We start from the raw sequence: 26004 nt of genomic DNA, 5'->3' as shown, positions 1-26004 counted from the left end.
ATCAAATCCTCGATGTCAGCCATGGGGGTGGCGCATGGAGTACATAGTGCTTTGGACAGTGGGTGTCCTGGGAATCTTGTGCTTTGCCTTCATGCTCGGCAGGGGATTCAGGAGATCCCTGCCGGGCCCCTCGACACCACAGCGACCTGCAGCGGGGGAGTACTCTCGGAGCTCAAATCTTCTGGCAACAGAACTGCGGTCCAAGACGGAGCGCAAGAGACGACAGCACCTCCAGCGTGCAAAAAAATGGGAACAAGAGTTTTTGGAGGCCCTGCCGCCTCACGAGCATCCCGACTACCTCGAGCCGTCCCTTGAAGACGAAGTCATCAGTGTCACCAAAAGGAAATCGGATGGACGCGGGCCGAACACTCTGACAAAGATGCGCTCCGCCTCTGGGATTAGTTACGTCGTGATCAGTTCAAGTTATCCCGATGCGACCCATAGGCTGAAACACGGCGAGTTCTCGCAAGACATCACCCAAATCTGGAATGACTTCCTGAAGCGAAGGACAGCGAAAGAAAGACGTCGCGAGGCAGACGCTCAACGACGCAAGAAGGCTGCGCAGGAGAAAGACGCCAGGCATCGGCAGGAGGAAAAGAAACGCCGGGAGTTATTAGCGAAACGCAGCAGGCCCTTGCCTCGCAACCTGGTGCCCGAGGACGAACTAAAGCGCTTTTACGGCCGCGGCAAAATGGCCGACCCAATGTACTTCGGATATAACCGGTTCGAGATGCTCGTCGACGCAAAGGAACCCGGGCAATGCTCATATTGCGGGAAGTTCAAAGCCAAGACTTCCCTCGGCTACTACATCTGCAAAGGTGACTATTTCAAAAAGGGCGAGTGGTGGCACGAGGGTATGCTCTGATCTGGGCTCCCCGTTTCGCCAGGGCAACCCTTTATGACCCCGCAGGGATTTCCCTGCCCGCCCTTCAGGAGTCAACGATGGATAGTGAAATTCAGCTGATCAGTGACGGCGATGGCCTGGCGGTCATCGGGGACCCAACGGCGGTCGAACGCTTCCTCGTCTCTGAGGGACTGCCGTCGAAGGACCTCGGACTGCAACGGCTCCGACCTGCTCTCGGTGCCGCTTCTGGAGCCGTGCAGGTAGGTTCTGAGATTGCCGCCAACTCGGGTCGCTGGGTGAAGTTGACTGAGGAGTCCGCGCAAGCCATCAAAAAGTACGGGCTGATGCAAAGTTCGAAGACGGGGCTCAGCTTAGGTGTGGTGCAGGCGAAGGGCCAGGCCAAGGGGATCAAGGGAATCGTGCAATTCGCCAAGGGGCCCGGATCGCTTTTGACCAATCCGGCGATTCTGGCCGGTGCCGCGGGGATCATGGCGCAGGTTGCGATGCAACAGACCATGGATGAAATCACCGACTATCTTGCCACGATCGATGAGAAGGTCGATGACGTGCTCCGCGCCCAAAAGGACGCTGTGTTGGCGGACATGATCGGAGTGGAATTCGTCATCGAGGAGGCCATGACCATTCGAGAGCAGGTGGGTCGGGTCTCCGAGGTCACGTGGTCGAAAGTGCAGGCAACATCGGTGACAATCGCGCGAACTCAGGCGTACACGTTGCGTCAACTCGACGCCCTCGCCGAAAAGATCGAGAACAAGACCAGCATCGGTGATCTCGCCAAGACGTCTAAGGAAGCCGAGTCCAAGGTTCAGGAGTGGCTTGCCGTTCTGGCTGGTTGTTTCCAACTGCAGGAAGCGATCGCCGTGCTCGAACTCGACCGTGTGCTAGACGCGACTCCGGATGAGCTGGACCAGCATCGCCTCGCTCTGAAATCTGCCCGACAGAACCGGTTGGGGCTCATTGCACGCAGCACCGAGCGTCTGATGGCTCGCATGGACGCGGCTGCTGGCACAGCCAACACGAAGGTACTGCTGCACCCGACCGCGTCCCGGGCTGTGGTGTATTCGAGCAACCATGTCGCAGCCGGCGTCGTTGATTTCCACGGGCGGCTCGGGATCGAGCGCAGTCGACAGTCATTGGAGCCGAGACGATGGGTGGAAGCGGCCGCAGAGGTAAGGGACAAGGCGCTCGAGACAGGGGCAGAGGGCGTCGACGCGGCCGGGCGCCTTGGTATTGAGACCCTCGGTCGCGCCAGATCAATGAGGGACAAGCTTTCCGGCAGGATCGCTGACCGAGCGCTCCGTCCGCGCGGGGACGACGAGGAAAGCGACGAAATGGTGACGAAGAAGGCCGAGTGAGGGCCACCGCAAGCGAACGAAGCCTTCGAGGCGATCGCCCGGTCAGCGGGTGCTGCGCTACACCTCTGGCGGCGTCGTCGCCACCCGCCAGTCCAACCTCCTGATATCCGGGCAGGCTCGGCCATGCCGCAGGCCGTCGAGCACGGCTGCGGCAACAGCTTGAGGCCCCGTACGCAGGCTATGCCAGTTGGGACAGTTGGCGTCTGGCGCTCGCCACCCCGCATCCTTCAACCAATCACCCTGCAGTGGCCAGGTGTCCCCGGGCAGGTAGTCGTTGGAAACGATTTCGCACCAGTAGCCCTCGTCGTCCAGCGCCACCTGGGCGTAAGGGGCGCAGGCGTCGTCGCTAGAGTCGCCGTATTCGATCATCACGAAGTCTCCGTCCTTGAGCCAACGAATCTCGTCAGCCACTGCCGCGGCCGCGGCCTGCCAGAAGACTTCCATCTCGTCGGGGTGGGGCTCAGTCTCGGCAGCAGCCGGTACGGGCTTCTCGAACGGCCGCATGACCGTGCCGCCGAAACGTCCTTCGCCTGCACGGTAGGCAACACCATCGATGTAGGCGGTGTGACGCTTCGCCACCTCCAGGCACGGGCTGCCGTCCTCATGATGCGCAGCGAGACCCGACGCCGATAATCCTCGTGGCGTCCCTTCGAATCCGTTGGTCAGGATGACCCTCCGACCAAGGACATCTGTGGCCCGTTGGAGGCAATTTGCGCAAAGGTAATTGCGCAGGATGAGATGCTGGGGGCGCTCGCCCCCGCAATGTGGGCACCGTGGTTCCGTATTCGCTTTCAAGAAGCCTCCCCGGAGAGCCGGCGCAGCGTGGCCATGAACAGCGGATTCGGGTTGGCGCCGGGCAGCACTTCCTTGACCTTCTCCAGCGCTTGAAGCGGTGACATGCCGGTCGCCAATGCCCCGTACAGGGCAGCAACGGTCGGCGTACGGCTTTCCATCCGCACGCAGTGCAGCAGCACGCGCTTGCCCTCGGAGCGGAAAAGCGCGACGGCGGCCGCCGCCTCCCGCAGCACGAACTCCAGGTGGGCGTTGGCCTTTGGGGCAGCCTCGTCCAGCAGCATGAACGCTGCATGGTCCGCAGCCGGAACGCGGGCGTCCTGCGTACCGACGCGGGAGAGGGAGACGACGGCGTCGTAGTCGTCCCGGGCCAGGGCCGGCGCACCGCCGAGGAGCACGCCGGGATCCAGGGGATGTTCCACCACCTCGATTTGTGAGGAGCTGATCCACCCCGAGTTGTCGAAGGTTTCGACGTCCGGCCAGCGGCCGGGCGTCCGTCCCTCGGCGCGGGCCAGCTGGGAGCCAATGCGCAACAAGTCCCTTGCGTTGTAGCCCGGCCAGCCGTGCAGGTTCCGGCGCCACTCGAACGGCACCGCGGTGTAGCCGTAGGCGGCTCCGAGCAGCCCGCCGGCGATCGCGGCCACGGTGTCCGTGTCGTTGCCGCCACGGACTGCCTCTTCCAGGGCGGCACGAAGGTGAGCCGGGCCGGAAGCTGCGTCCGCCGTCGTCGTGACGGCAGACCAAGCCCCTTGGAACGCCTCGACCACCCAGCCATTGCGGGTGAAGTCGCGCGGGCGGCTGCGCTCGGCCGTTTCGATGCGTTCGAGCCAGACGGCCCCGCGGTCGACAGGCAGCAGGGACAGTCCGGCGCGGACGTCCAGCTCGCCCGTGAGCACGGCCCGGCGGATGGTCACGCACCAGAGGGCGCAGGCCTCACCGGCCTCCGGATCGAAGTGGGTGAGGGCGCTCAGCTCCGCTGCCGCATCGAACAGTTCCTGAGGCGTCGCGTCAAGATAGGCCAAGGCCAAGGGAGCCGTGCGCATCAGTGAGCCGTTGCCGGCGGAGCGGCCGGTGTTCACATGCACCTGCTCGGCGGAGGCCAATGCGTCCGTCGCGTTCGGTGCAGTGCGTCCAGCGGCTGCGGCTAGGCGCCGGGCACCGTTCAAAGCCGACGACGTCATGACACCCACGTCCCGGGCGCCGCGCGCCCAGTCTGCCCAACCGCGGACGATCGCATCCTTGGCTGCGCCGTCGAGCGTATGCCCCGGCGCATCGAGCAGTGCCTCGGCGATGACCAGCGCCATGGACGTGTCGTCCGTCCACTCGGCCGGCTCGAAGCCGAAGGGGCCGCCGCCGATCATGGCAACCGGGGTGCCTTCGGACATTGGGGCGTCGAATTCGTAGCCGGCACCGAGGGCGTCGCCGGCGGCCTGCGCGGTGAGCACACCGGCGGCGCGGTCATTCTGGGCAGAAGAATGGTTCATGGATGCCTCCAAAGGGCGGGTAGCAGGGGAGCTGGAGCGGTGTGTTTGGTGCGGTTTTGAGCGCGGGTCGTGCGGGCGATGCGGTCAGCCGGCCGTCATCGGATGCCGGGTATCCCAGCCGCTCAGGTGCGCGAGAGCCGGTTCCTGCCCATACTTAGGCTCCGCGGCGGTGATACCGCTGACCGTGACCGGTCCGAGGTTGTGGGAGAAGCAGTGGGGCAGCGGTGGCAACTGCACCTCCATCAGCCGCACCGCCAGATCCCGGGCGGACTGCGCCGGCGTTCTGACATCCGGCAGGGTGCCCGCTGTGAGCTGGATGTCCAGCCAAGCGGCCTCGACCATGGACCGGTAGTGGCTGCCGAAAAGCTTGTGACTGCCAAACAGTTCAAGCATCAGCGCCTTACCACCGAATCCGACGACGACGCCGCGCTGGCCGTCGATTGGCCGCGGCAGCCTGACCAGATCCGGGCTCACACTCCGCACTCCGGCGTCCAAGTGATGGACAAGGGAACCTGAATCGGAGACCGTGTTCAGGCCTTGGTACCGCGCGACGCGTTCCCACACCCTGCCCTGGGTTTCCGTGCCGCGGTCCGGCCGGTGCAGCTCGGCCCGGACATTTAGCGGAGCGCGGCGGGCGGAGCGGCTGTGAGCCGAAGCACCGCCCCAACGGCCGTGTTCTAGGCAGAAGGTATCCACTTCACGCGTCTCGCCCGCCGGCAGGATAACGTCTCGGGCGCAGACCCGGTGCTGGTGTCCGCCCTCAAGCAGTTCGCCTTCGAGCAGCAGTACCGGTTTAGTGTCCCGGTTTGTGATGGTGAGCTTTCCGACCTGCGGGCCTGAGGCGAGCTCGGTCACCTCCAAATTCGCGGCAGCCCCGGTGGCCAGGCCAACTGCAGCCCGACCCTCGGCCCAGACCGGGAACAGTGTGAGCGGGCCGAGTTGGCTGCCGCTTCCGATGTGTAGCTGTCCAATCTTCATGCGATCCCCCTTCGCTTTCGTCCAGCCGCGCAGCTTCGGGCTGTCGGCCAATATTTATATTGCGCATTTCTGCGCTAAATCAAGAGTAGGCCCAGTTGGCCATTTAGCGCAAGAGTGCATTTAATGTTTTCTGTGACCCCGCCCAAGAACGCCACGCCCCTAGCCGACTACCCACGCCCTTCTGTAGCAGTAGACACCGCCGTGCTGACAGTTTGGCGGGACACGCTATGCGTCCTGGCCGTCGAGCACACCAAGGCGCCTGGCTTTGATTGGGCACTGCCGGGAACGTTCCTGCACGAGGGGGAGCGGCTGGCAGATGCAGTGCTGCGCTCCCTTCGGGACAAGGCAGGCATCAGCGGCCGCACCCCGAAGCAGCTGTATGTGTTCGACGACCCCGACCGTGACCCGCGCGGCCGAGTGTTGTCGGTGGCCCATGTGGACGTCGTGCCGTTCGAGCAACTGGAACCTGCGCTGCAAAACGATCGCGTGAAGCTCTTTCCAGCGGACGACGGCGGTCCCGGACTCCCGTACGACCATCCGGCGATGGTTGCGAAGGCCGTGGAGTATGCGCGCTCCGGCTACGAGAGAGCCCCCGACCCCGGTGGACTGCTGACCCAGTCCTTTACCCTCCGCGACCTGCGCATGGTTCACCAGGCAGTCGCCGGCCGAGAACTCATGCGTGATACTTTCCGCCGATTCATGGAACCGCAGCTTGAACCCACTGGCGAGATGACCGGCGGCGGACGCGGTCGGCCCTCGAGGTTGTGGCGGCGGCATTCTGGAAATTAGGCGAAAGCTGCAGACCGACTCCAAGGCGGCGCAGCGATGACACCAAGAGACGGCTGACACACCAAAGGGAACGTCGAGCTACTAACGGAGCCGGCAACATGTTGATCAGTTCAGATTGAGCGCCTCCTGCCGTTCCGGACCTTGACATCGGAGCACATGGCCTTGACGTTCACCTCTTAGGAGCGGGTGTTGCCGTTACCCGGGAATGGCGACCTTAGTAGACAATAGGTCGCAGACAGCTGGAAAAGACGGGAGATGGATTTGAATCCGTTCCGGATGCCCATCATAGGTGACGACGAATTTGCGGTCGGCGCTGCCATGAGAGTCGCACTTATGCCGGAGGCGTGTTTGGAGAACCTCCGCCTGCGGGTTGCGGGGTTTACGCGCCGGCCAGATGAATTGGCTCGATTGCCCCGGGAAGCGCCCGAAGGGCGGAGCCTACTGTTTGGGCTCCATGAGGTTTTAGAGGAGTATCAACTTGCACTTCCAGCTGTGCGCAATGGGTGGGAGCACCGTCTCCACATGGTTGAAACCTCCCCTAAAATTGTCGACCGGCTTCCTGCTGACACCGTCTTGGAATTGCTGACAGTCCTGTCTGACAGGTGGACGCATGACAGCGTCGATCGCATTGGCCTGATCGAGGCAGGCTTAGCGCAAGCACTTGTATTCCGCTTATCGGAGCTTGTAGAGGAGCTGAATCGACCAACTACCTCCCAGTCTCGAGGATTGTGGGACGGCCCTGTATTTATTGACGATTGGATCGATTCGACCGCCGTGCTATTCCGGGCCTTGGCGAGCCCAGACTCGGTACAGCCGATTGCGCACGCAGCCGGGCCTGACGATATGAGTAATCCAATCATCCAATGGCATCCACTTTACGTTCTGGTCTACTCGATCTTGGGATGGTCTCGCCCCGAACTAGGTCTTGCCCGTTGGGTACTTGCCGGCATGCCTGAGGATGGTGCTGCGTTTTCCGTCTTGCGCAGACGATGGGGTTTAGATTCGCTGGCATTTGTCTGGGAACCAAATCTCTCATTGGCAGCTCTTCGATTGTGGGAACTGAGAGATTCGATTCCAGCGACGGTGCTCGTACAAACTCCAGAGCTGCGACAGTACGCAAAGAGGACGAGGCCGAATTGGCATTGGGTGCTGAACGGAAACGGGGAGGATCACCCGCTTCACTCTGTCGTTCACCTCATCGAAAATATGAAGAATGTCAGCGATGAGGGCGTCCTCCTTGCACCAAGAAACATTCCTGGTGGGCCAACGGAAGCACATCTATTGGTGTCAGGATTTCGGGGTTGGCACTCAGTTCTGGAGCGCAGCTCGAGAAGACTCTCCCGACGCAGTGATGGGCGCTCTTGGAGGATCCACGTCACGTCCAAAGACGTCGGATACATCGGCGAATTCCGCCAGTCTAGGGAAACAGGAAGGTGGTTTTTCGGAAAACACAAGGAGCATATGTTGGGCAATTAATTCGTGACAATTATGAGTGGTTAACGCCTAGCAATACAACTTGTCAGGCAGGTCGGCGCCCTAGCGACAAGGAAAGAGCCTGCGGGGATGTGAGCGAGGTCTTAGCCGTGTCCTTCCTGCGCAACCCTCGAGTCTGTACGGGTACTTAGCCGCCGAGTTCTCGAAGCATCCTGAGCAGTCGCATGCCGCCGCTGCTGTTGACTTCAGCAACGGTTAGGCCGTGGGTCAGCCGAAGCAATTTCGTCCGCAATGACAGTTCTTCGTCGCTGAGAGCCTCCTCATACCCGTCGGCAAGCAAGTACGAATGACTATCGGTTGCGCGTGCTAGCAGGAGATCCAGAAATATCTCCAGCGTTCGCGCGGCCACGCCGACGTCGGTTCCCCTGCTCATCGGAATGAGCGTCAACTTGTCCTTCCAGGCTCGGTCGTCCAACGGGTCTCTGAACAGGGTGAGAGCAGTCGCCAGCTCAGGCTTGGCTTTCGATTCATCCGGCAGTGCCCGGCGGACATCGTGGACTATCTCGTGGAAATGGTCGTCTTCGAGACCGAAGCCCACGAACAAAAGGTGATGAGTGATCAGGGTGGCCTTGACCAACGCAGACAGGGCGTCCCTGCTTGTGCTGAACCCCAAGTAATCGTCCCGTGTGAGCACAATGGAATCGGGCCGCTTCGCAGACCCGTGCAGCTTGAGCAGCCACCGGTCACTGACTGCGGCATCGTCATCGGGAATGACTGTGCGTTCTAATCCGGCATCGCTGGAAGCCAGTTCGAAGAGCTCGTCGTAATTGAGAGTGATCGCCTGCTTGCTCGGGAGACTGGCCAGCAGTGCCGGGGCGAGGCCATAGCGCTCCAACCGCACCTCGGAGGCGATCGCTTCATTAAATCCGGGCCAGTCATCCTCTCTGCGTTCTTCATACAGCGTGCGCAGGATACCCGCCTGATCGAGAACATCGCGGTTGGTCAGGGCCTTTAGCTCGTCGTCGGACAAATCGATGAGAAGTGCGAGGCGCCGGATGAGCTCCTTCCAGCCGGGGGCACCGGCGCTGATACTTACGCCAGCTCCCATGAACGGCACAAGCCTGCCGGCACGAGCATCTAGTGAGAGCTCCTCGGCGTGAACCCGCAACACCGGGTCAAGTGACTTCCACCAAGCCTTGTCGGTTCGCTTTCGCAGTTCCTGGGCAAGAGCGAAGTCGTTTTTGTTCCTGAGCACGAGAACGACGTCGACCCCGGCTTCGGCTGCGGCGCGGCGCGATTCTTCCAGCAGCAAGCTCAGCACTTCGCCACGGACCCGGCCGGCTCCTCCGGCGCCAGTGCCGAACAGCGGAATCGCAAGCAGAGGGACTGGGCGTGCGGTCTCGATACTACCTCGCCGGGATCGAGCCTGGTCAGCGCCTACCTTGATGAACTCCCGCAAAGGCAGCACCAAATCTCGGGTTGATTCCATGCCATAAAGAGGCACCGCCGTCAGCACGGGCAAAGGCCGACCCAAGGGCCAAACAGCCAAAGGAACCGCGAATATCGATCCGGCAGAAAACGCTTCGTTTTGGCTTGAAGCAACCGCGTCTTCCAGGCCGGGGACATCCAGACACCAAGAAGGGCGGATGGAGTACTCCCGGTCCGAGGGGAGCAACCACGCATCGCAGGCAACGTTGGTGAGGCTGCCCATGGTCACGAAGACGTGTGAATCAGTCATGATCGGTTTCTATCACGCGACTGCGGGTACCGCCGTGTATGAGGGAAGGCTGGCCTGGCATCGGAAGTGGCTTGGAGGCCTGAGAAGTCCCAGGGTTTTATCTGTGACGCTCTTCGAGCGATAGCTTGAAAGCGCAAATATTGCGAGCCTGTCTCCATAATGTCGGATAGTTCAATTAGCCTTGCCTGGTGAATGCATTTATTGGGGGAGAAGCAGCGGAAACCCTGCACGAAGGTCTGTACGAGGCTTTGCACACAGAATCTTTAGCCCGTCGACTGGAACACCTGCCTGACTTTCAGGCGAACTTCGAGCAGATCGACGCAGCCGACGCCACAGAGATCCTTTCAAGACATATTGCCGAGGCTGCCAGGAATGCCATATCAGCGGCGAAGCCTGAGGACAGGCTGGCACTCGCCAACAAGCTGCTGGAAGGCATCCAGGCTGAAGACTCGATCAAGGACGGCCCGCAGCAGCTTCTCTCGCTTCATGCAACGAAGAAATTGCGGCGCCGAAACTTTCGTCGTCCGCTTACCCCGCTGTCAGACTCTGCCCTTTTAACGAATGGCAAGGACGATCCGAATCTGGCAGCGGAACTCCGGGCTGAAATGGCGTCGGCCAATAGCGTTGATCTGCTCAGCGCGTTCATCAAGTGGAGTGGGTTGCGTCTACTGGAGGCGGCACTCGATGAGCTGGCAAGCCGCGGCGTTCGCATCCGTGTCATCACGACCACCTACATGGGCGCCACCGAGCGCCGTGCGGTCGATGAACTTGTTCGACGGTACGGAGCCGAGGTGCGGATCAGTTACGAAACACAGGCCACTCGACTCCACGCCAAGGCTTGGCTTTTCCGCCGCAACACCGGATTCGACACGGGCTACGTGGGTAGCTCCAATCTCAGCAGGCCAGCCCTGTTGGATGGGTTGGAATGGAACGTCCGCCTGTCGTCTGTGACGACGCCGGCGTTGCTGAAAAAGTTTGAAGTCACGTTCGACAGCTATTGGGAACAGCGAGCCTTCATTCCCTATGACCCGGATAAGGACGCCGAAAGGCTCGACGCTGCCCTGCTGCGGAACGGCGGCACCACGGCTATGCAGCCGATGGGCACCACGGGGTTGGAAGTCCAGCCGCATCTGCACCAGGTTGAGATGTTGGAGGAGCTGGAAACGTCCCGCGGGCTCCTCGGCCACCATCGAAACCTGGTGGTTGCCGCCACGGGTACTGGCAAGACCGTCGTCGCGGCATTGGACTACAAGCGGCTCTGCGAGGAGGCCGACCGCCCGCTAACACTGCTGTTCGTAGCCCACCGCAAGGAGATTCTGGAGCAATCTCTGCGCACGTACCGCGCCGTCATGGAGAGCGGCTCGTTTGCCGAACTCTACGTGGGCGACCATAAGCCAACCCGATGGAAACATGTGTTCGCCAGCGTCCAGTCCCTCGCCGCCAAGGGGATGGATGAATTCGACGCCGGCCATTTCGACGTCGTGGTCATTGACGAGTTCCACCACGCGGAAGCACCAACATACCGAAGCATCATCGACCACCTTCGCCCGATGGAACTGCTTGGCCTAACTGCGACGCCGGAGCGCGGCGACGGTGTCAACGTGGCCGACGAGTTTTTCGACGGCCGGATCGCCAGCGAATTGCGGCTTTGGGACGCATTGGACGCGGACCTTCTCGTGCCGTTTCACTACTTCGGGCTTGCCGACGATGTCGATCTGAGCCAGGTGGAATGGAAGCGCGGCAACTACGACGTCGAGGCTTTGAGCGTTTTGTATACGGGCAACGATGCCCGTGCAGCCAAGGTGATCAAGGAACTGCGCGACAAGGTGCTCAGCACACGGGAAATGCGGGCAATCGGCTTCTGCGTTTCAGTGCAGCATGCGCACTACATGGCGAAGGTCTTCAATCAGGCCGGCATAACCTCCGTGGCCGTTTCAGGCGCCACTGACAGCGATGAGCGGGCTACCGCCCTGTCCAAGCTGCGCAGCAAGGAGATCAACTGCGTGTTCGCTGTCGACCTTTTCAACGAGGGCCTGGACGTTCCGGAAATCGACACCATCCTGCTGCTGCGCCCCACGCAGAGTTCCACAATATTTCTGCAGCAGCTCGGCCGCGGCCTGCGGCGTGCGGAGGACAAAGCCGTGCTCTCGGTGCTCGATTTTATTGGCCAGCAGCGCCGCGAATTCCGTTTCGATCCCAAGTTTCGGGCACTCACGGGAACCAGCAGGGCCGGCCTGGTCAAACAGATTGAGGACGGGTTCCCTCTACTGCCCTCCGGCTGTCAGATCATTCTGGACCGTGTGGCGCAGCAGACTGTGCTGGAGAACATCAAGTCCCAGCTAAGGTTCAACCGCAAGCAACTCGTTGTCGATATACGCTGGTACGCCGAGGTTCTGCTCGAGGACTACCTGCGCGAGTCCGGCCGGGATCTCGCTGAGGTGTATCGGAAGACCGGTGACTCCTGGACGTCGCTGATCCGAGAGGCTGGGCTGATCGCCGGGGCGCCGCCGGTCATCCACAGCGAGGATCGGTCCGTCTTTGAGGAGCACCTGGTGCTGAAGAAGATGACAGCGCTGCTGCACGTGGATGATCCGGAACGGGCCGAGACCTACACGTCTCTGGCGTCCGCGGATGCCCCGCCCTACGAGGACCTGGGGGAGCGGGAGAAGGTGCTGGCCAGGATGCTGTTCTTCACTCTCTGGCCCGACGGCGGGGGCTTCGAAAAGTACGACGCCGGCTTCGAGCAGTTGCGTTCATATCCTTACCTCTGTTCCGAAATCATTCAGCTCATGAAGCTGGGTGTGCAGGCTGCCCGCCATATGCCCAGGGGGCTCGGAATGGGTCTACAGCACATTCCAATGTATTCACATGCCACCTACCGACGCGAAGAAGTGTTGGCGGCGCTGGGAATTGCCAAGCTTGGGGGGCGGAACGCGCAGCACCGCGAAGGTGTGGCCTGGAGCCCGGACACGGCAACGGACGCCTTCTTCGTCACCCTGAACAAGGACGAAAGGAAGCACTCGGCTAGCACTATGTACCGGGACTACGCGTTGAGCGAGGACCTGTTCCACTGGGAATCCCAGAACAACACATCCACCACCAGTCCTGTAGGGCGGCGGTATTTGAACCGCAAGGATCACGGTTCGCAGATCGTTCTGTTCACCCGGGAACACTCGAATGATGAATCGGGCAGGACGATGCCCTACACATGTTTGGGCCAGGTCGACTACGTCCAGCACTCGGGCGAAAAGCCTATTGGAATTACATGGAAGCTGCACCGACCTATGCCGGCAGATGTCTATGTGGCAGGAAGTGCGGTAGCACGATGAACGATCACTTCCCCGTTTGTCCCGCCTGCAACAAAGCCCTTTCACGTGTGAATGTGGATAGAACTATCGGCAAGCACGCAAATCGTAAGGGCGATCTGTGCCCAGGATCCGGAGGGCTCTTGCCTATTGCCGAACCGAGGCTGAGACCCAGGAGAAGTATTGCAGACCAGCTACCGCGTGTTGGACGATGCAGGCGGTGCGGAAACACCTTTGTCCTTGCGGATGATGGGAAGACTTTGCCTTCGCACTTGGATCGAAGAGATGAATGTCCTGGCTCCGAACGCGTAGCAGCGAGCATACATATCAGCCAATTCACGCTTATGCAGGCCGTCCAGGAGGGTCGGATCGACGTTGATCCGTATCCCTGGTCTGGAGGACCTCCGGCGTGGGGGCATCCGCGCCAATGAGGGAGCACTAACGGGACCGCACAGTGGAAGGCAACTTCACGTAAACTTCGGCACACAGGGTCGGACTGTCCCGCATGAAAATACTTGGTTCCACGGTCACTGAGTTAGCGGTGGGTGACCGATAATGCAGCCAAAGGGCAACATGTACAGGTTGTGCTTGGGCAGGTCACGGAGCTCGTCCTGCGCCAGGTCTTAGCTGCCGCTGGACGGCTGGCTGCGGTTAGCCGCCTTTCGAACGCAGCTAGTAGAGGCTGGGCGACGTCGTTACGCGCGCTACCCGTCCTTCAAGGTAATCGTCGATGTCGAGAACGTGATCTTCCAAGTCAGAGCGGTATTCTCTGTAATCATCTTCGTCCATTGTGAAGTTTAGTGCGGCTAGAAACTCTGCGGCACGGACCCAATGGCGTAAATCATTGGCACGACCGATATTGAGCTCGCGCGAAACTTCAACTATGGTCTCAAGTTGATTTTTGGCTGTTCGGCGAGTGACCATTTCGACAGCTTTGATAACGAAGGTGCCATCTTCTGAACCAAGAGTTGGGGAGGCGTATGCATGGCGCAGATGATATGAAAGTGGAGCTCTGAACTTGAACTGTCGGAATGTATCGGCTGTTAGTTCAATTGCACCTGCGGCGAAATAATCACTTAATTCCAACGCTTTAAGCATGTTTAGAGCATCAAAGAGTCGGTCTTGCCAAAAATCCCTATTGCTGTTGGACGACGCAAGACTTCGATCGTATTCTTCCCTTGTGACTGCGGCAATTAACGTCTCTGGATGAATATCTAATTCGTGGGCAACATGTCGAGTAGCTTCCATGACGCTCATTCCTGCGTCGACGAATTCAAGCACATGGCCCGCGGCCTTCTGCAAAATTTCCGACCTTACGGTGTCGTGGGTACGCATGTGTCCGGCTCTCATAATGAAGTACCTGATTCTTCAGGTGCCTATGCTGACGCGGATCGACGCTGTCTTACCGCGGGGCCCCTAATGGGCGAATGGAGCTTACCAGGATCGCCTTGCTCGACACGTCTCCGTAAAGCTCCGAGGAAAAGTCGCCTTGCCAGGTAGGATTTAGAAGGATATTTGTACGTACTGTTGGGGGATATGCAGTGGTTTCTGCGCCTAGTGCTCGGCTGAGCGATGAGTCACGCAAGAAGCTTCTTGCGCAGATGCGGTCCTGGCGTGAGGACCTGCTTTCGATCGACCGGCGTCAAAAGCTTGTGTACTTCCAGCATCCGAAGAGCGGCTCGTTCGAGATCGTAGAGCCAGGGATGCTGTCCGTAGAGCGGCTCATCCGTGCCGGAGACGTTCATCTGTTGGCCGAGGAATCAGACGAGGACGATGGGCTTAGCGCAGCGGACCTAGGTCTCCCGTCAGTTGACGAAAACCGAGTCCTAAGGGTTAGGAACAAGACGAACCAGCAAATCCTCTCCACCTGTAAGCACCTGTACCAGCGTTCAGAGCAGGAGTACGCAGACAAGGGCATATGGATTCTCTACATCGGTCTCGGCATGCTCAAGTGGTCCGATCCGTCCGATGGCAAGATGGTTACCAGCCCGCTGCTCATGGTCCCAGTCCGCTTAACTAAGGCGGGCCAGGTTTACGTTTTGGGGCCGACCGATGATGAGCCGTTCCTGAACTCCGCGCTGGCTCTGAAGTTGCAGCGAGACTTCGGAATTGAGTTGCCCGACTTCGATGACGATGACGCCTCCATAGAGGATGTCTCTCAGCGGGTGCTACAAGCCGTTAGCGTGCAGCCGACCTGGACAGTGGAACCACGCGTCATCATGATGCCGTTCAGCTTTCACAAAGAGGCGATGTACAGAGATCTAGAACAAAATGAAGCGTCGATCATCAGCAACGATCTGATCCAGACGTTGTCCCTCGGCCCCGATGCGCCGAACGCTGCTAGCTTCTCGTACGAGCCGCCCACAGATGAAGAGCTGGATACGATCACCGTCCCTGAATCGCTTCACAGCATTCTTGATGCCGACGGTAGCCAGCGCCGCTGCATCATTGCTGCGCGGGACGGCAAGAGTTTTGTGATGGATGGACCTCCCGGGACAGGGAAGAGCCAGACGATCACGAACATTATTGCTGAGTTGATGGCTAACAATAAAACCGTGCTGTTCGTGTCGGAGAAGGCTGCGGCCCTGGACGTTGTGCGTGACCGCCTTGCCGACCGTAACTTGGATCCGTTCCTCTTGGAACTCCATAGCCATAAAGCTACTCGGAGGCAAGTTGTGCAGACGCTGCACGCCGAGCTGGTGAAGAAGCCAATTGCACGAAGTTCATTTGGGTCGTTGGAACGGAACCGTTTGGGACGCACCCGGACGGACCTGAGCGCCTACTCACAAGCAATGAACGAGATTAGACGTCCACTGGGGAGGTCCCTTCACGACGTGCTTGGGAGGTTGTCCCAGCTGAACGCGGCTGAAAACTACCCCACCGGGGACAAAGACTTACTTTCCAATATTGGTGCCGAACAGCTGGCAGCGATTCTGGAGGAGGCCACTCAACTGGCGTCGGTCTGGCGTCCGGCCGAAGAGGGGGAGGCCTTTTTATGGCGAGGGTTGCGTGGGGACTCTATGTCCATGAGCGACAGGAAGAGCGCCCAAGAATCAGCTAGTGCGGCCGCAGAAGCCGTCCGAAGCGTCGTCGCGGGGGCCGAGTTCTTCGATTCCCAGCTCCCGTTCCTTGAGCTTGAAATGAACGACGACGGAATTCGGCGCAGGCTGGAAGTGCTCAGGACCTATGGAGCAGGTCGCAAGGTACCGGCGTCGTGGTGGATCGTGAACAGCCTAAACCAGTTGGATCAGCGAGCAGCCGAACTACGGCGACTGACCGACCAGCGCGCTGAGCTAATCCGCGAGATCGAGGCTGTCTTTGGCAGCGCGTGGGACCTTGACGATCAGAATTTGGCTGCGTCGCTCAAGGCGGCCATAGGGGAAGACCCATTGGCGTTTCCCGAATCGCTTTCAACCATGCCTCTGGCAGCTATCGCCTCGGCAGAAGCCGGACTCGCGGAGCTACTGGCTGGCCTTTTTCGGCTTATGGCGCGCGCCGAGGAACTAAGTCATTTTTTCCAAGTCGATCCGTCCACGATTTCCATGAATAGGCTAAACGCTCTAATCGCTTTGGCCCGACTATCGCAGTCCGGCAACCTGCCCGAAGCCACCTGGTTGAACCCGAGCGTCCAGGGAGCGCTGGACGAGAGCGCCCGTGTGTTGGACAAGCTCACTGCGATGGTTCGTGAGCGGGAAGAGGCTCTGAAGACAGTCTTTAAACCTGAGGTCCTGCAGCTCGACCTAGTGGGGCTCAAGGTCCGTTATGCCGAGCGCAAGGGCCTGCGGGTCTGGAGCAAGCAGGCTCGGGAAGACAAGAAGACATTGCGGGCAGTCACTCAGAGTGGCGCGGTGAACAAGGACATCATCGCGAAGCTTGACGAAGCACTGGGCTGGCAACAGGCTCAGAAGGACTTGGCGGACGGTGAAACGGAATTTTCACCCCGGCTGGGTCAGTACTACCAAGGCACCCGGACTGACTTTGGCAGATTGGGTGCAGCGCTCGAAGTTGCCCGTGAAGCCATTCGCTTGGCAGGCCAAGAGGTCGCACCCGATGCCCTGGCCGTTCAGATAGCACGAAACGGTGAGCCGGCTTTCGGGCTGCTGCCGGCGGCGGACAAAGCCCAGTCAGAGCTCCAATCCGTGACCGAAATGGTTCAAGCGCTGCTCGGGTCAGACTACGGGATCATGCTCACCGGGCTTTCCCTGCCAGAAGCGATTTCCCGTCTCGAGCAGGTTGCGAAACACCTGGCTCAATCTTCGAACCAGCGCGCTCGGTTGGAAACCATCGGGGGTGCAACCCTCCGTCTTGAGGACGGTCTTGGCTCAGTAACGCGTATCGGCCAGCTCTATGAGTTGGAGCAGTCGGTACACCGGGATACTCCCTCTGATGAACGGCTTATCGGAAAGCGATACCGGGGCTTCCAGACGGACTGGACTGAACTGGATGCCGACTTCCAGTGGTGCAGGGAGGTTCGAAGGGCTCTCGGGGCACCTTTGGACGCCTCCGCCATTCCCTACCTTGAGGAATTCCAAACAGCGGACCACTCACTTGCCGAATTCGACGTTCGGTGGCGGGGAACGAAGCCAACGCTGCTCGATTTTTTCGACGAGTTCCAGAGCGCTGAGCTGTCTGCATCGCTGGATTCTTCCTTGGCCTCGGCTGACGCACTTCTGGAAGACATGGTGGATTCAGCGGGAACGGATATCGATATCTGGTTTGAATTCAACCGCCTGATGAGAAATCTGTCGGATCAGGGCGTCTCTGCCACCCTCTTGGCGTTGGAGGACAAGGGCGTGCCCGCCGAAGAGGTGCGCATCGCCGTCGAACGGGCTTGCCTCGAACCTTGGGCTGAGGCAGCAATCGCCAAGGACAAGCGGTTGAAAGCCTATCGCGCGGATAGTCGCGAACAGCTGGTGGCAACGTTCCAGGACTTGGACCGGCGGTTGGTCCAAGATTCTTTCAGCTCAGTGGTGGAAGCATGTGCAGCCCGGCGTCCGCGCTTGAACGCCGGGCCCGCCTCGATCATTACCAACGAAGCCAACAAGAAGACGCGACACAAGCCGATCCGGCGTCTACTGACGGAAGCGGGCGGTCTAGCCCAAGCGTTGAAGCCATGTTTCATGATGAGCCCGTTGTCGGTGTCGCAGTATTTGCCCTCAGAACTGAGATTCGACGTCGTCATATTCGACGAGGCATCTCAGGTGATGCCGGCGGATGCGGTTAACTGCGTCTACCGTGGCAAGCAGCTGATTGTGGCGGGCGACCAAAAGCAGCTTCCTCCCACTAGTTTCTTCTCAACCGGCGACGTAGATGCAGAGGACGACGAAGCCCCCGATGACTTCGATAGTGTCCTTGACCTGTGTAAAGCATCCGGAGCGCTGCCGTCGCTGCCGTTGACCTGGCACTATCGGAGCCGACACGAAGACCTGATCACGTATTCGAACTATCGCTTCTATAAGGGCAAACTCAACACCTTCCCTGGGGCTATGCAGGAGTCCGGCGACCTCGGTGTACATCACGAGTACGTCGCCAACGGCGTCTACCGCCGCGGTGGTGACCGCTCGAACCCCCTCGAGGCCGAAAGGGTTGTCGACAGGATCTTGGAGCATCGCCGCACCAACTCCGGCCTGTCCCTTGGAGTAGTGACGTTCTCGCAGGCGCAAGCCGATGCGGTTTCTGAGGCGATCGAGCGACGTGCGGAATCGGAGCACCTACTGCGCGGGTTGATGGAGGACCACGATCGCTTGCAGGGATTCTTCGTCAAGAACCTTGAATCTGTTCAGGGAGACGAGCGCGACATCATTATTTTCAGCGTCGGATACGGTCCAGATGAGAATGGCAAATTCACCATGATGTTCGGCCCGCTGACGAAAAAGGGTGGTGAACGAAGGCTGAATGTTGCCATCACCCGCGCCCGCCGTCGCGTGGAAATTGTCAGCTCCTTCCGTGCTGGGCAGGTGCAAGAAACCGGATCCGAGGGTAACAGGCACCTGAAGAACTACCTCGACTTCGCCGAGCGGGGTCACGCGGCCTTGGCGGAGGATATGTCGGGGTCGGTGGGCGATGTTGAAAGCCCATTCGAAGAAGAGGTCGTCAGTACCATTCGCTCTTGGGGCTACAGCGCAGTGCCGCAGGTTGGATCCGCCGGATACCGGATCGACATCGGCATCCCACACCCTGATCAGCCGGGAAGGTACGTTCTTGGCGTCGAGTGTGATGGTGCTGCCTACCACTCAGCTAAGACGGCGCGCGACCGAGACAGACTGCGCGAGTCGGTGCTGCGTGGTCTTGGCTGGGACATCCACAGGATTTGGGGCATCAGCTGGTACCGCGACAGGGCCACCCAGGAGCAACGGCTGAAGTCGGCCATCGAGCAGGCCATTCGAACGGCTGACGCGCCGGTCGTGGCAACGCCCGCACTGGAGCATGCGGACGCTCGTGAGGAAATGGACTTCCAGGAAATCGACCTTGAAGCAGCGCCTGATTGGACCGTTCCATACCGGAAGTACAGTCAGCGGAGCAAGTGGTACTCCTACGAACCCGGTAAACCTGAGGCCTTGCCTGACCTGATCGCCTACTGCTCGGCAGTGTTAGGCGTGGAGGCGCCTATGCATATGGACACCGTATTGGAACGGGTTAAGGCCGACTGGGGAGTCGGGCGTGCGGGGTCATTGATCCAGAAGAACGTAAAGCAAGCACTAACGATGGCTAGGGTCAACGGTGTGCGCGCCAAAGTCTATTCGGATGGCTTCGTCCGGGTGCCCAATGAAGCGTCAGTTCCGGTTCGAGTTCCAGGGGACGACGGAGACGTCCGAAAGGTCGCCGTCATCCCGCCGGAAGAGATCGAAGAGGCCGTTGTAGGGGTAGTTGGAGATGCGGTTTTTGCCAACGAGGAACAAATCCGACAGTCCGTGCGCGAAGTATTCGGCTGGAACCGATCAGGCTCTGACATACAGGCAGCTGTGCAGAAGGCTCTCTTCCAAGTCGTCAAGAAGCACCGGTGCGTCAAAGACGACAACGGAAACTATTTCGTCGCCTAGTGTCGCCTAGTTAGGCATCATGCATTCGCCTAGCCACGAAAGTGTCTGCGGCAGCCGTTAGGGTGCAATCGTAAGGGCCAGGCAACGAGGCTTGGCATATTAGGAGAAAAAGTGTCAGTCGGGGAAATGGCGTCAAACGGTAGCAAGTCGGAAGAGCTGCAGCGAGAGCAAAAGTATTTCGACGCTGCCAGAGATTGCAGAGAAAACGCTGCCGCTGGTTGGGGCGCAGACAATTGGTCCGCTGGTACAGCGTTCGAGCGCCGAGCGTTTAAGCGCGCTACCGAAAACCGTCCCAAATACTCACCGGACGATGAAGTGGCGTTCGGCCGCGTCGATTTGGACGACGGCGAGTCCTACTACATCGGTAAAGCCCCGATCTTCGATGCGGACCGGAATCTCTTGGTTGTGAACTGGCAAGCACCTCTTGCAGCCGTCTATAACCAAGCAACAGCAAGGGATCCGCAGGGCGTGCTGCGGCGGAGAAAGTTCGATGCGCCGAAGAACCGTATTAAGGATTTTGAAGATACGGTCTTCAAGGAGCTAGCGGCTGCGGTAGCCGAGCTGGAAGGCTGGGAGGAACCTGACGACGAGCTGCTGAACGCTCTAAGTCGCAAACGAAGCGGCTCAATGCAGGACATCGTCAAGACGATTCAGGCCGCGCAGGACAAAATCGTCCGTGCAGATAAGGACCAGCTCCTCATCGTGCAGGGCGGTCCCGGTACAGGGAAGACTGCAGTGGCGCTACACCGGGTGTCCTGGCTGCTATTCAACTATCAGGAAGAGCTAAAGCCCGAAGATGTGCTCGTGGTGGGTCCAAACCCGACGTTTACCCGGTACATCCGTCGCGTGCTGCCAGATCTCGGAGACAATGACGTCGTCCAACGTTCGCTGCAGGAACTGTTGGGGCCGGAGGTCGCGCCAACGGGGAGGGAGTCCGACGAGGTCGCGGCCCTGAAGGGTTCCGCAGTCATGGCGGACGTGTTGGCTGCTGCGCTCGTAGACCGAATTCGGGAGCCGCAGGAGCCGGTCCGGATCCAGCGACGCGGCAGTGGCTTGAACGTATCGATTCCCGCAGCGCCGCTGATTCAGCGGATCAGAGAGCTGAAGTCCGAGATCTATCTTGACGGAAGAGCCAAACTCCGCGACACAGTAATCAATTTTGCGCTTCAAGAGGTTCCAACGCGCGGCGTTCGCTCGCCTCAAGACCTTCTAGATCCGACTTCACTCAACGACGCAATCAATTCTATGTGGCCGCAGATGACTGCAGCACAGTTTGTCCGCGAGCTCTTGGGTTCCAAGGATCGCCTGTTGAAGGCGGCCGGGACTCTGCTTCGCGCCTCCGACGTGGGATTGCTCTATCGTCCTATGGCAAAGAAAATCGGGGATGAGCCCTGGACTTTGTCCGATCTTGCCCTGATGGACGAAGTATCAGAACTCATGCGTGGGGAATCAGAAATTTTCTCGCATATCGTCGTCGACGAGGCACAGGACCTTTCGGAAATGCAGCTAATGGCCATCCACCGCCGGTCCCGCAATGGATCTATGACGGTTGTTGGCGATATTGCCCAGTCGACCGGGCCCTACGCAACAGATTCGTGGGACAACGCCAAGCTCTTGTTGAAGTCGAACCTCCCCACAGAGCTCGTCGAACTCGAGCACGGCTACCGAGTACCTTCCGAAGTCTTCGACGTTGCCCGGCCCGTTCTGGCCGCCGCTGCGCCGGACGTAAGGGCCCCGGAAATCATCCGTCAGGCAGGAGCAGAACCGGAGTTCAGTGAAGTTGATGGCGACGATATGCCGTCTGAAGTGGCGAAAATCGTCACCCATCACAGTGGCAAGGGACGATTCGTCGGAGTCATTGCCGTCTCCGAGCAGTGGCAGCCGATCCGAGACGCCTTCACCGATCAGGAAATCCAGTGGAGTGAATCAACCTCTGGGGACCTGAGCAACGCCATTAACCTGGTCACGCCCGAAGATTCAAAGGGTCTCGAGTTCGACGCGGTCATCGTCGTCGACCCTCAGACCATTCTCGACATGCACCATGGCGCGCGGATGCTGTACATCGCGTTGACTCGTACCACAACGCGCCTTGATGTTGTTTACCCAACGGGAGGGTTGCCGCATTTGCTGGGTGGGCTTGGCAGGGAGAGCGAGGTCGGCGACGTTCAGGACGATGAGTCCTCAGAATGGCAAGAAAAGCCAGTCGAGTACTATATGCACGTAAACCGCATACCGGAATGGGCGGACACAGCCGAACACCCGCAACCCGCCTTCCAACAATTAGCGGAAGGCTCTTCCCAGCTGCAGCCACTAGAGCAGAAGGTAGTTGAAAGCACTGCACAGTTTCTTGCGGAACAGATAACTTCCAGCGTGCACCCTAAGCTCTTTGGCGCAGTTGTCCTAGAGCTTGCGCGCATCGTTCAGGGGCAAGGACCGAGCAAAGACTAGTGCGAAGGATTATCAGCACACCGACTGGCTGTAACTAAATGCAAGGGCCGAGCTGCCGCTAGGCCGTTGGAAAACTAGGATGCTGAAGAGCCCATTGAGAGGTGCAAGACCTTACCTAGTTACTGCCGAACGCAGGGATTCGTGGTTGGGTCCGCGCGTTGGGCGACGCGAAAGCATAGTTGCCGTGGTTGGGCTATGCGACTCGCAGGAGGGCGCTGAATTCGTGGTTGGGTTCAGCGCCCTCCGTTCGTTTACTCACTCAAGCGCAACGTAACCTGCGCACCTGCACCTGGCGCACTGAGAAGTCTCTCGTTTTTGACTTGGGATGCAGCAATTAAGGCGCGAATGTATGGCGCCGCCCTCAATTCGTTCGTGGAAAACACGAGGAGTAATTGCTGGGTGGCTACTGCCGCGGCGACAACCCACCTTAGCTACGAGCATCAGACGCTTGGCACGACGTGAACATGGGGCTCCGGGGTGCCGAACCAGACTAAAAGGTCAAAATCCTCCGGAGTCTGCAGCGTGTGTCTTTGACGGCAACAGTTCTTGCATCTCCCGCCAGATGCGCCTTCTGTTAAAACTGACTTGCTGGATCGATTTATTCACGGTAGCTACTGCGGTGCAGCATTCTATGGACTAAGTTGTTGACTCAGGGAGATTGGGGGAGCATGCCGGAAGATGTATTTGGTTATTTTGATATAGGGCCATATGGCGACGCTGAAGTGCGGACCGCGTTGGCATCGAACTTACAACTTCATGATGTGGCTGCACGATTAGACGAAATCGGCATCATCACGAATCAAGACAAGCTCGTAAGAGTTACGTATATGGTAGGGCGAGAGCTCACCAGCCTGCGAAATCTGACTTCAGCGGAAGCAGATTACGTAATTGGGCAGCTGAGAGTTGTCTAATTAACGTTCGGTCAAATCAATGCACTCTTCTTGTCTGACCGAGGTGCGTTGCAGCCCCATCCGGCGCCGTGGGTGGCCAGCCCCCTTAAATCACCGGAGTTTATCCCGCCGTAGCAGTCAGGGGTTGCCGGGCCGGTGATGTCCAACAGACGCCGATTGATCCGGCAGACCGACCGGCTGGAGCCCGCCCCGCCGTCGTCAAGTAATGGCAGCGGAAAACTGTTCGGCTCACTGGTTGAACAGGACTTCGCGGACCGAAACCGGGCCAGCCCCTGCAGGGCCTCGCAGTCCTTCCCCTTGATGTGGGACCACATCGAGTCGGCCCTGGTCGGCGCAAAGCGGCTGCGCTTCCGAATGGTGCACTTGGCCTACACAGCCTTCGACGGGAAGGATCCCAACCGCTGCACGAAGATGGCGGCCCGCGTTCGAGCTGCTGGAGCCGCTTTGGTGGTGCACGACGATGTGATCGGCCGCGACTTTTCCGCCACTGGCAGCAATGGCCGGGATTGTGCTGCAGGGGTCCCGGGGAGTGCCGCTGCACCCCAGTGTTAGACGCTACGCGCGGGTGGCGAGTTGCAGTGGCGCTAGGAGGAGCGAAGGCACTCGGCTGCCGTGATTATGGACCTGCGTCGCTGTCCGTCCGGTCGATCACGCGGCCGGTGCCGGCGATTTCCCGTGCGAGCTCGATGCCGTCCTTGGCCTCCTGGAGGGACGGATACGTCACCGATTCGGCCATGAGATTTCCCTTGCCGTCCAGCATCCTGACCCGGTAACCGCCGTCGGGCGCCTTGATCACTTCGAAATGCCCAGCCATGTCATGCGTTCCTGTCCACGAGGTTGCCACGGCGCTGTGGAGTCCAAACAGTATGCCATCCGGGGTTTGCTGCCGTCTTGAGCCCTTGCCACACGTGCCCCCCGCGAGGAGAGTGGACAGTACGCTGACACGCTAGCGAAGGGAAAAACCCATGCAGATCGACAAGCAGCAGATCATCGATTTCCTCAAGCAGCAGGGAAACGAGGACCAGGCAGTTGCGGCAGATGCGGAACTGCCGCAGAAGGTGGACACCGAGCGCGACTCCGGGCTGTTGTCCAAGCTGGGCATTGACGTCGACGCGCTCCTGAGCAAGCTCCCCGGGGGATTGGGCGAGAAGCTTGGCGGGATGAAGGACAAGCTCGGCGGCTTCGGGTAACAAACGCCTCCGCCTAAGCGGCCCGCGCCGCGCAGCGCCCGGAGACAACCTAGCGGTTGGTTCCGGGCGTTGCCGTGCCCGCCACCATTGGATTTATCGGCAGCCAGGCCGGGCCGACGGCGAACTTATCCTGCATCGCCACGCTGAAGCCCGCGGCAGTGATCGCCGCCGCGGTATTCCGGTTGGGCTGGCAGCCCTGTGCAGCAAACGACCACACCGGCCGCAGCAAATCCTGCACCTTGCCGTGCGCGCCCGGGCCGCGGACATGCTCCAAGAAGAGAAGCTTGCCGTCCGGCTTGAGCACGCGCTTGGTTTCGGCCAGGGCCGCGGCCTGGTCGGGGACGCTGCACAGCACCAGGGTGAACACCACCGCATCCACACTCGCGTCCTCGGCCGGCAAGTCCTCGGCTACCGCATCCACGACGCCCACCGCTGCCCAGCGGGACCCCACCCTGGACTCCAGCCGCTTGCGCATGTTCGGGTCCGGTTCCACCAACGTCACGGAGCACCCCGGCGGGAAGTACGGCAGATTCGCGCCGGTACCCGCACCGACGTCGTACACAACCCCGCTCACGCCGGACAGCAAGGCCTTGCGGTGCGACGCGAGCTCCGCCGGCTCGCGGCGAATGGCGGCATCGTATTGCGCGGCGAACAGCGCGCTTCGCAGTCCCATGAGCGTGGTCCTTTCTTCGGTTCGGCTCCGCAGTAGGCCCCGGTGTCGACCCTACTCCGGGTGCCGGGCGGAAGGGAGGGCGTTCAGGCCGGCCGCGTGGTTTCCTCCGGTTCCTCGCGCTGCTCCTGTCCGGCCGCACGTTCCTTGGCCGCTTTGAGCTGCCGGTGCAGCGAAGCGTTGTCGTCTTCCAGCTCCAGGACCTTGCCGACGCCGGCCAGGTTCACGCCGTCGTCGACCAGCTCGCCGATGCGGCGGAGGCGGTCAACGTCGTCCTGGCTGTACCGCCGCGTGCCGCCCGCCGTGCGCTCCGGTTCCAGCAGGCCGCGGCGTTCGTACAGGCGTAAGGTTTGCTCGCCCACGCCCACAATGTCGGAGACCACGGAGATGCCGTAGACGCCCTTGCTCGTCCGCGGCTGCTGCTCTTTCTCGCGTGCCAAAATTCCTCCCAAAACCGACTTGCAAACATAGTAGCGCAGAGTCATAATATCTATGCGCTCGAACATAGATTTAGTGAGCGCCGAGAAGAAGAACTGAAGGAGGCTGCCATGTTGATGAGAACTGATCCCTTCCGTGAGCTGGACCGCCTGACCCAGCAGGTCTTCGGAAACCAGGCTCGCCCGGTGGCGATGCCGATGGATGCGTGGCGCGAGGGCGAGGAGTTCGTCGTCGAACTCGACCTGCCCGGCGTCGATCCGTCCACCATTGACCTGGACGTTGAACGCAATGTCCTCACGGTTGCTGCGGAGCGCAAGTCCAAGATCGAGGACGGCAAGGAAGTCGTTGCCGCCGAACGGCCAAGCGGCACGTTTAGCCGCCAGCTGATCCTGGGCGACACGCTGGATACGGACAAGGTCACGGCGAACTACGAAGCCGGCGTGCTGGCCCTCCGGATCCCCATCCGCGAGCAGGCCAAGCCGCGTAAGATCGAGATCAAAGGCGGAGACACCAAGCAGATGATCGACGCCTGACCTGTGGGATCGCAGCCGGTGGTGACGCCCGGGCGCG

18 protein-coding genes are annotated in these 26004 nt (G+C 60.0%); 10 read left to right on the top strand and 8 right to left on the bottom strand.

Annotation, left to right across the window (positions count from 1 at the left end; all coding sequences use genetic code 11):
* Window positions 1-34 precede the first annotated feature (34 nt).
* On the top strand, window positions 35-865 hold the full coding sequence (locus AC5RWG_RS15585) for a hypothetical protein (protein ID WP_494167304.1): 831 nt from the start codon (window positions 35-37) through the stop codon (window positions 863-865).
* 77 nt (window positions 866-942) lie between these two features.
* Window positions 943-2217 (top strand): hypothetical protein, encoded by a 1275-nt coding sequence (locus tag AC5RWG_RS15580; protein ID WP_494167303.1) that lies wholly within the window; start codon window positions 943-945, stop codon window positions 2215-2217.
* Between the two features lie 57 nt (window positions 2218-2274).
* Here AC5RWG_RS15580 and AC5RWG_RS15575 read toward each other — a convergent pair whose 3' ends face one another.
* The 3 genes from AC5RWG_RS15575 to AC5RWG_RS15565 form a co-directional block, all read right to left on the bottom strand.
* Window positions 2275-2796 carry a TY-Chap domain-containing protein gene (locus AC5RWG_RS15575; RefSeq protein ID WP_494167302.1) on the bottom strand — a complete coding sequence of 174 codons (522 nt, stop codon included), beginning with the start codon at window positions 2794-2796 and terminating at the stop codon, window positions 2275-2277.
* Window positions 2797-3008: 212 nt separating this feature from the next.
* Window positions 3009-4493 carry an ADP-ribosylglycohydrolase family protein gene (locus tag AC5RWG_RS15570; protein ID WP_494167301.1) on the bottom strand — a complete coding sequence of 495 codons (1485 nt, stop codon included), beginning with the start codon at window positions 4491-4493 and terminating at the stop codon, window positions 3009-3011.
* A gap of 84 nt (window positions 4494-4577) precedes the next feature.
* A complete protein-coding gene (locus AC5RWG_RS15565) occupies window positions 4578-5471 on the bottom strand; it encodes an ARPP-1 family domain-containing protein (RefSeq protein WP_494167300.1) in 894 nt (297 codons plus the stop codon).
* Window positions 5472-5594: 123 nt separating this feature from the next.
* On the opposite strand from AC5RWG_RS15565, the gene AC5RWG_RS15560 reads away from it, so the two are divergent.
* Window positions 5595-6260, top strand: coding sequence for an NUDIX hydrolase (locus tag AC5RWG_RS15560; RefSeq protein ID WP_494167299.1), 666 nt, complete (start codon window positions 5595-5597; stop codon window positions 6258-6260).
* 522 nt (window positions 6261-6782) lie between these two features.
* Entirely contained in the window at window positions 6783-7736 is a 954-nt protein-coding gene (locus AC5RWG_RS15555; protein WP_494167298.1) for a hypothetical protein, read from the top strand.
* 145 nt (window positions 7737-7881) lie between these two features.
* On the opposite strand, the gene AC5RWG_RS15550 is transcribed toward AC5RWG_RS15555, so the two are convergent.
* Window positions 7882-9432, bottom strand: a complete 1551-nt coding sequence (locus AC5RWG_RS15550) for an SIR2 family NAD-dependent protein deacylase (RefSeq protein ID WP_494167297.1) — start codon at window positions 9430-9432, stop codon at window positions 7882-7884.
* Window positions 9433-9656: 224 nt separating this feature from the next.
* On the opposite strand from AC5RWG_RS15550, the gene AC5RWG_RS15545 reads away from it, so the two are divergent.
* Window positions 9657-12761, top strand: a complete 3105-nt coding sequence (locus tag AC5RWG_RS15545; RefSeq protein ID WP_494167414.1) for a DEAD/DEAH box helicase — start codon at window positions 9657-9659, stop codon at window positions 12759-12761.
* A 648-nt stretch (window positions 12762-13409) separates the two neighbouring features.
* On the opposite strand, the gene AC5RWG_RS15540 is transcribed toward AC5RWG_RS15545, so the two are convergent.
* Entirely contained in the window at window positions 13410-14072 is a 663-nt protein-coding gene (locus AC5RWG_RS15540; RefSeq protein WP_494167296.1) for a hypothetical protein, read from the bottom strand.
* Between the two features lie 206 nt (window positions 14073-14278).
* On the opposite strand from AC5RWG_RS15540, the gene AC5RWG_RS15535 reads away from it, so the two are divergent.
* The 3 genes from AC5RWG_RS15535 (at window position 14279) to AC5RWG_RS15525 (ending at window position 23136) form a co-directional block, all read left to right on the top strand.
* Window positions 14279-19777 carry a DUF3320 domain-containing protein gene (locus AC5RWG_RS15535; protein ID WP_494167295.1) on the top strand — a complete coding sequence of 1833 codons (5499 nt, stop codon included), beginning with the start codon at window positions 14279-14281 and terminating at the stop codon, window positions 19775-19777.
* 111 nt (window positions 19778-19888) lie between these two features.
* Window positions 19889-22225, top strand: coding sequence for a HelD family protein (locus AC5RWG_RS15530; RefSeq protein ID WP_494167294.1), 2337 nt, complete (start codon window positions 19889-19891; stop codon window positions 22223-22225).
* 668 nt (window positions 22226-22893) lie between these two features.
* Window positions 22894-23136: a hypothetical protein gene (locus tag AC5RWG_RS15525; RefSeq protein WP_494167293.1), complete on the top strand. Its 243-nt coding sequence runs from the start codon at window positions 22894-22896 to the stop codon at window positions 23134-23136.
* A gap of 616 nt (window positions 23137-23752) precedes the next feature.
* Here the strand turns inward: AC5RWG_RS15525 and AC5RWG_RS15520 are convergent.
* Window positions 23753-23950: a YegP family protein gene (locus AC5RWG_RS15520; RefSeq protein ID WP_494167292.1), complete on the bottom strand. Its 198-nt coding sequence runs from the start codon at window positions 23948-23950 to the stop codon at window positions 23753-23755.
* Window positions 23951-24101: 151 nt separating this feature from the next.
* On the opposite strand from AC5RWG_RS15520, the gene AC5RWG_RS15515 reads away from it, so the two are divergent.
* Window positions 24102-24326 (top strand): hypothetical protein, encoded by a 225-nt coding sequence (locus tag AC5RWG_RS15515; protein WP_494100984.1) that lies wholly within the window; start codon window positions 24102-24104, stop codon window positions 24324-24326.
* A gap of 49 nt (window positions 24327-24375) precedes the next feature.
* Here the strand turns inward: AC5RWG_RS15515 and AC5RWG_RS15510 are convergent, their stop codons facing one another.
* Window positions 24376-24999 (bottom strand): class I SAM-dependent methyltransferase, encoded by a 624-nt coding sequence (locus AC5RWG_RS15510; RefSeq protein ID WP_494167291.1) that lies wholly within the window; start codon window positions 24997-24999, stop codon window positions 24376-24378.
* An 83-nt stretch (window positions 25000-25082) separates the two neighbouring features.
* Window positions 25083-25436 carry a MerR family transcriptional regulator gene (locus tag AC5RWG_RS15505; protein ID WP_494167290.1) on the bottom strand — a complete coding sequence of 118 codons (354 nt, stop codon included), beginning with the start codon at window positions 25434-25436 and terminating at the stop codon, window positions 25083-25085.
* A 108-nt stretch (window positions 25437-25544) separates the two neighbouring features.
* Here AC5RWG_RS15505 and AC5RWG_RS15500 point away from each other — a divergent pair, with 108 nt between their 5' ends.
* Window positions 25545-25967: an Hsp20/alpha crystallin family protein gene (locus tag AC5RWG_RS15500; protein WP_493987766.1), complete on the top strand. Its 423-nt coding sequence runs from the start codon at window positions 25545-25547 to the stop codon at window positions 25965-25967.
* Window positions 25968-26004: the final 37 nt, after the last annotated feature.

This window comes from Arthrobacter sp. Y3221160 (assembly GCF_059092585.1).
This window is presented reverse-complemented; position numbering and strand designations above follow the sequence as displayed.

Bases quoted from the DNA above. Each gene is read 5' to 3' on its own strand.
- AC5RWG_RS15585 (WP_494167304.1), top strand. From the start codon at position 35: ATGGAGTACATAGTGCTTTGGACAGTGGGTGTCCTGGGAATCTTGTGC.
- AC5RWG_RS15580 (WP_494167303.1), top strand. From the start codon at position 943: ATGGATAGTGAAATTCAGCTGATCAGTGACGGCGATGGCCTGGCGGTC.
- AC5RWG_RS15570 (WP_494167301.1), bottom strand. From the start codon at position 4,493: ATGAACCATTCTTCTGCCCAGAATGACCGCGCCGCCGGTGTGCTCACC.
- AC5RWG_RS15565 (WP_494167300.1), bottom strand. From the start codon at position 5,471: ATGAAGATTGGACAGCTACACATCGGAAGCGGCAGCCAACTCGGCCCG.
- AC5RWG_RS15560 (WP_494167299.1), top strand. From the start codon at position 5,595: ATGTTTTCTGTGACCCCGCCCAAGAACGCCACGCCCCTAGCCGACTAC.
- AC5RWG_RS15555 (WP_494167298.1), top strand. From the start codon at position 6,783: ATGGTTGAAACCTCCCCTAAAATTGTCGACCGGCTTCCTGCTGACACC.
- AC5RWG_RS15550 (WP_494167297.1), bottom strand. From the start codon at position 9,432: ATGACTGATTCACACGTCTTCGTGACCATGGGCAGCCTCACCAACGTT.
- AC5RWG_RS15540 (WP_494167296.1), bottom strand. From the start codon at position 14,072: ATGCGTACCCACGACACCGTAAGGTCGGAAATTTTGCAGAAGGCCGCG.
- AC5RWG_RS15525 (WP_494167293.1), top strand. From the start codon at position 22,894: ATGCCGGAAGATGTATTTGGTTATTTTGATATAGGGCCATATGGCGAC.
- AC5RWG_RS15520 (WP_494167292.1), bottom strand. From the start codon at position 23,950: ATGGCTGGGCATTTCGAAGTGATCAAGGCGCCCGACGGCGGTTACCGG.
- AC5RWG_RS15515 (WP_494100984.1), top strand. From the start codon at position 24,102: ATGCAGATCGACAAGCAGCAGATCATCGATTTCCTCAAGCAGCAGGGA.
- AC5RWG_RS15510 (WP_494167291.1), bottom strand. From the start codon at position 24,999: ATGGGACTGCGAAGCGCGCTGTTCGCCGCGCAATACGATGCCGCCATT.
- AC5RWG_RS15500 (WP_493987766.1), top strand. From the start codon at position 25,545: ATGTTGATGAGAACTGATCCCTTCCGTGAGCTGGACCGCCTGACCCAG.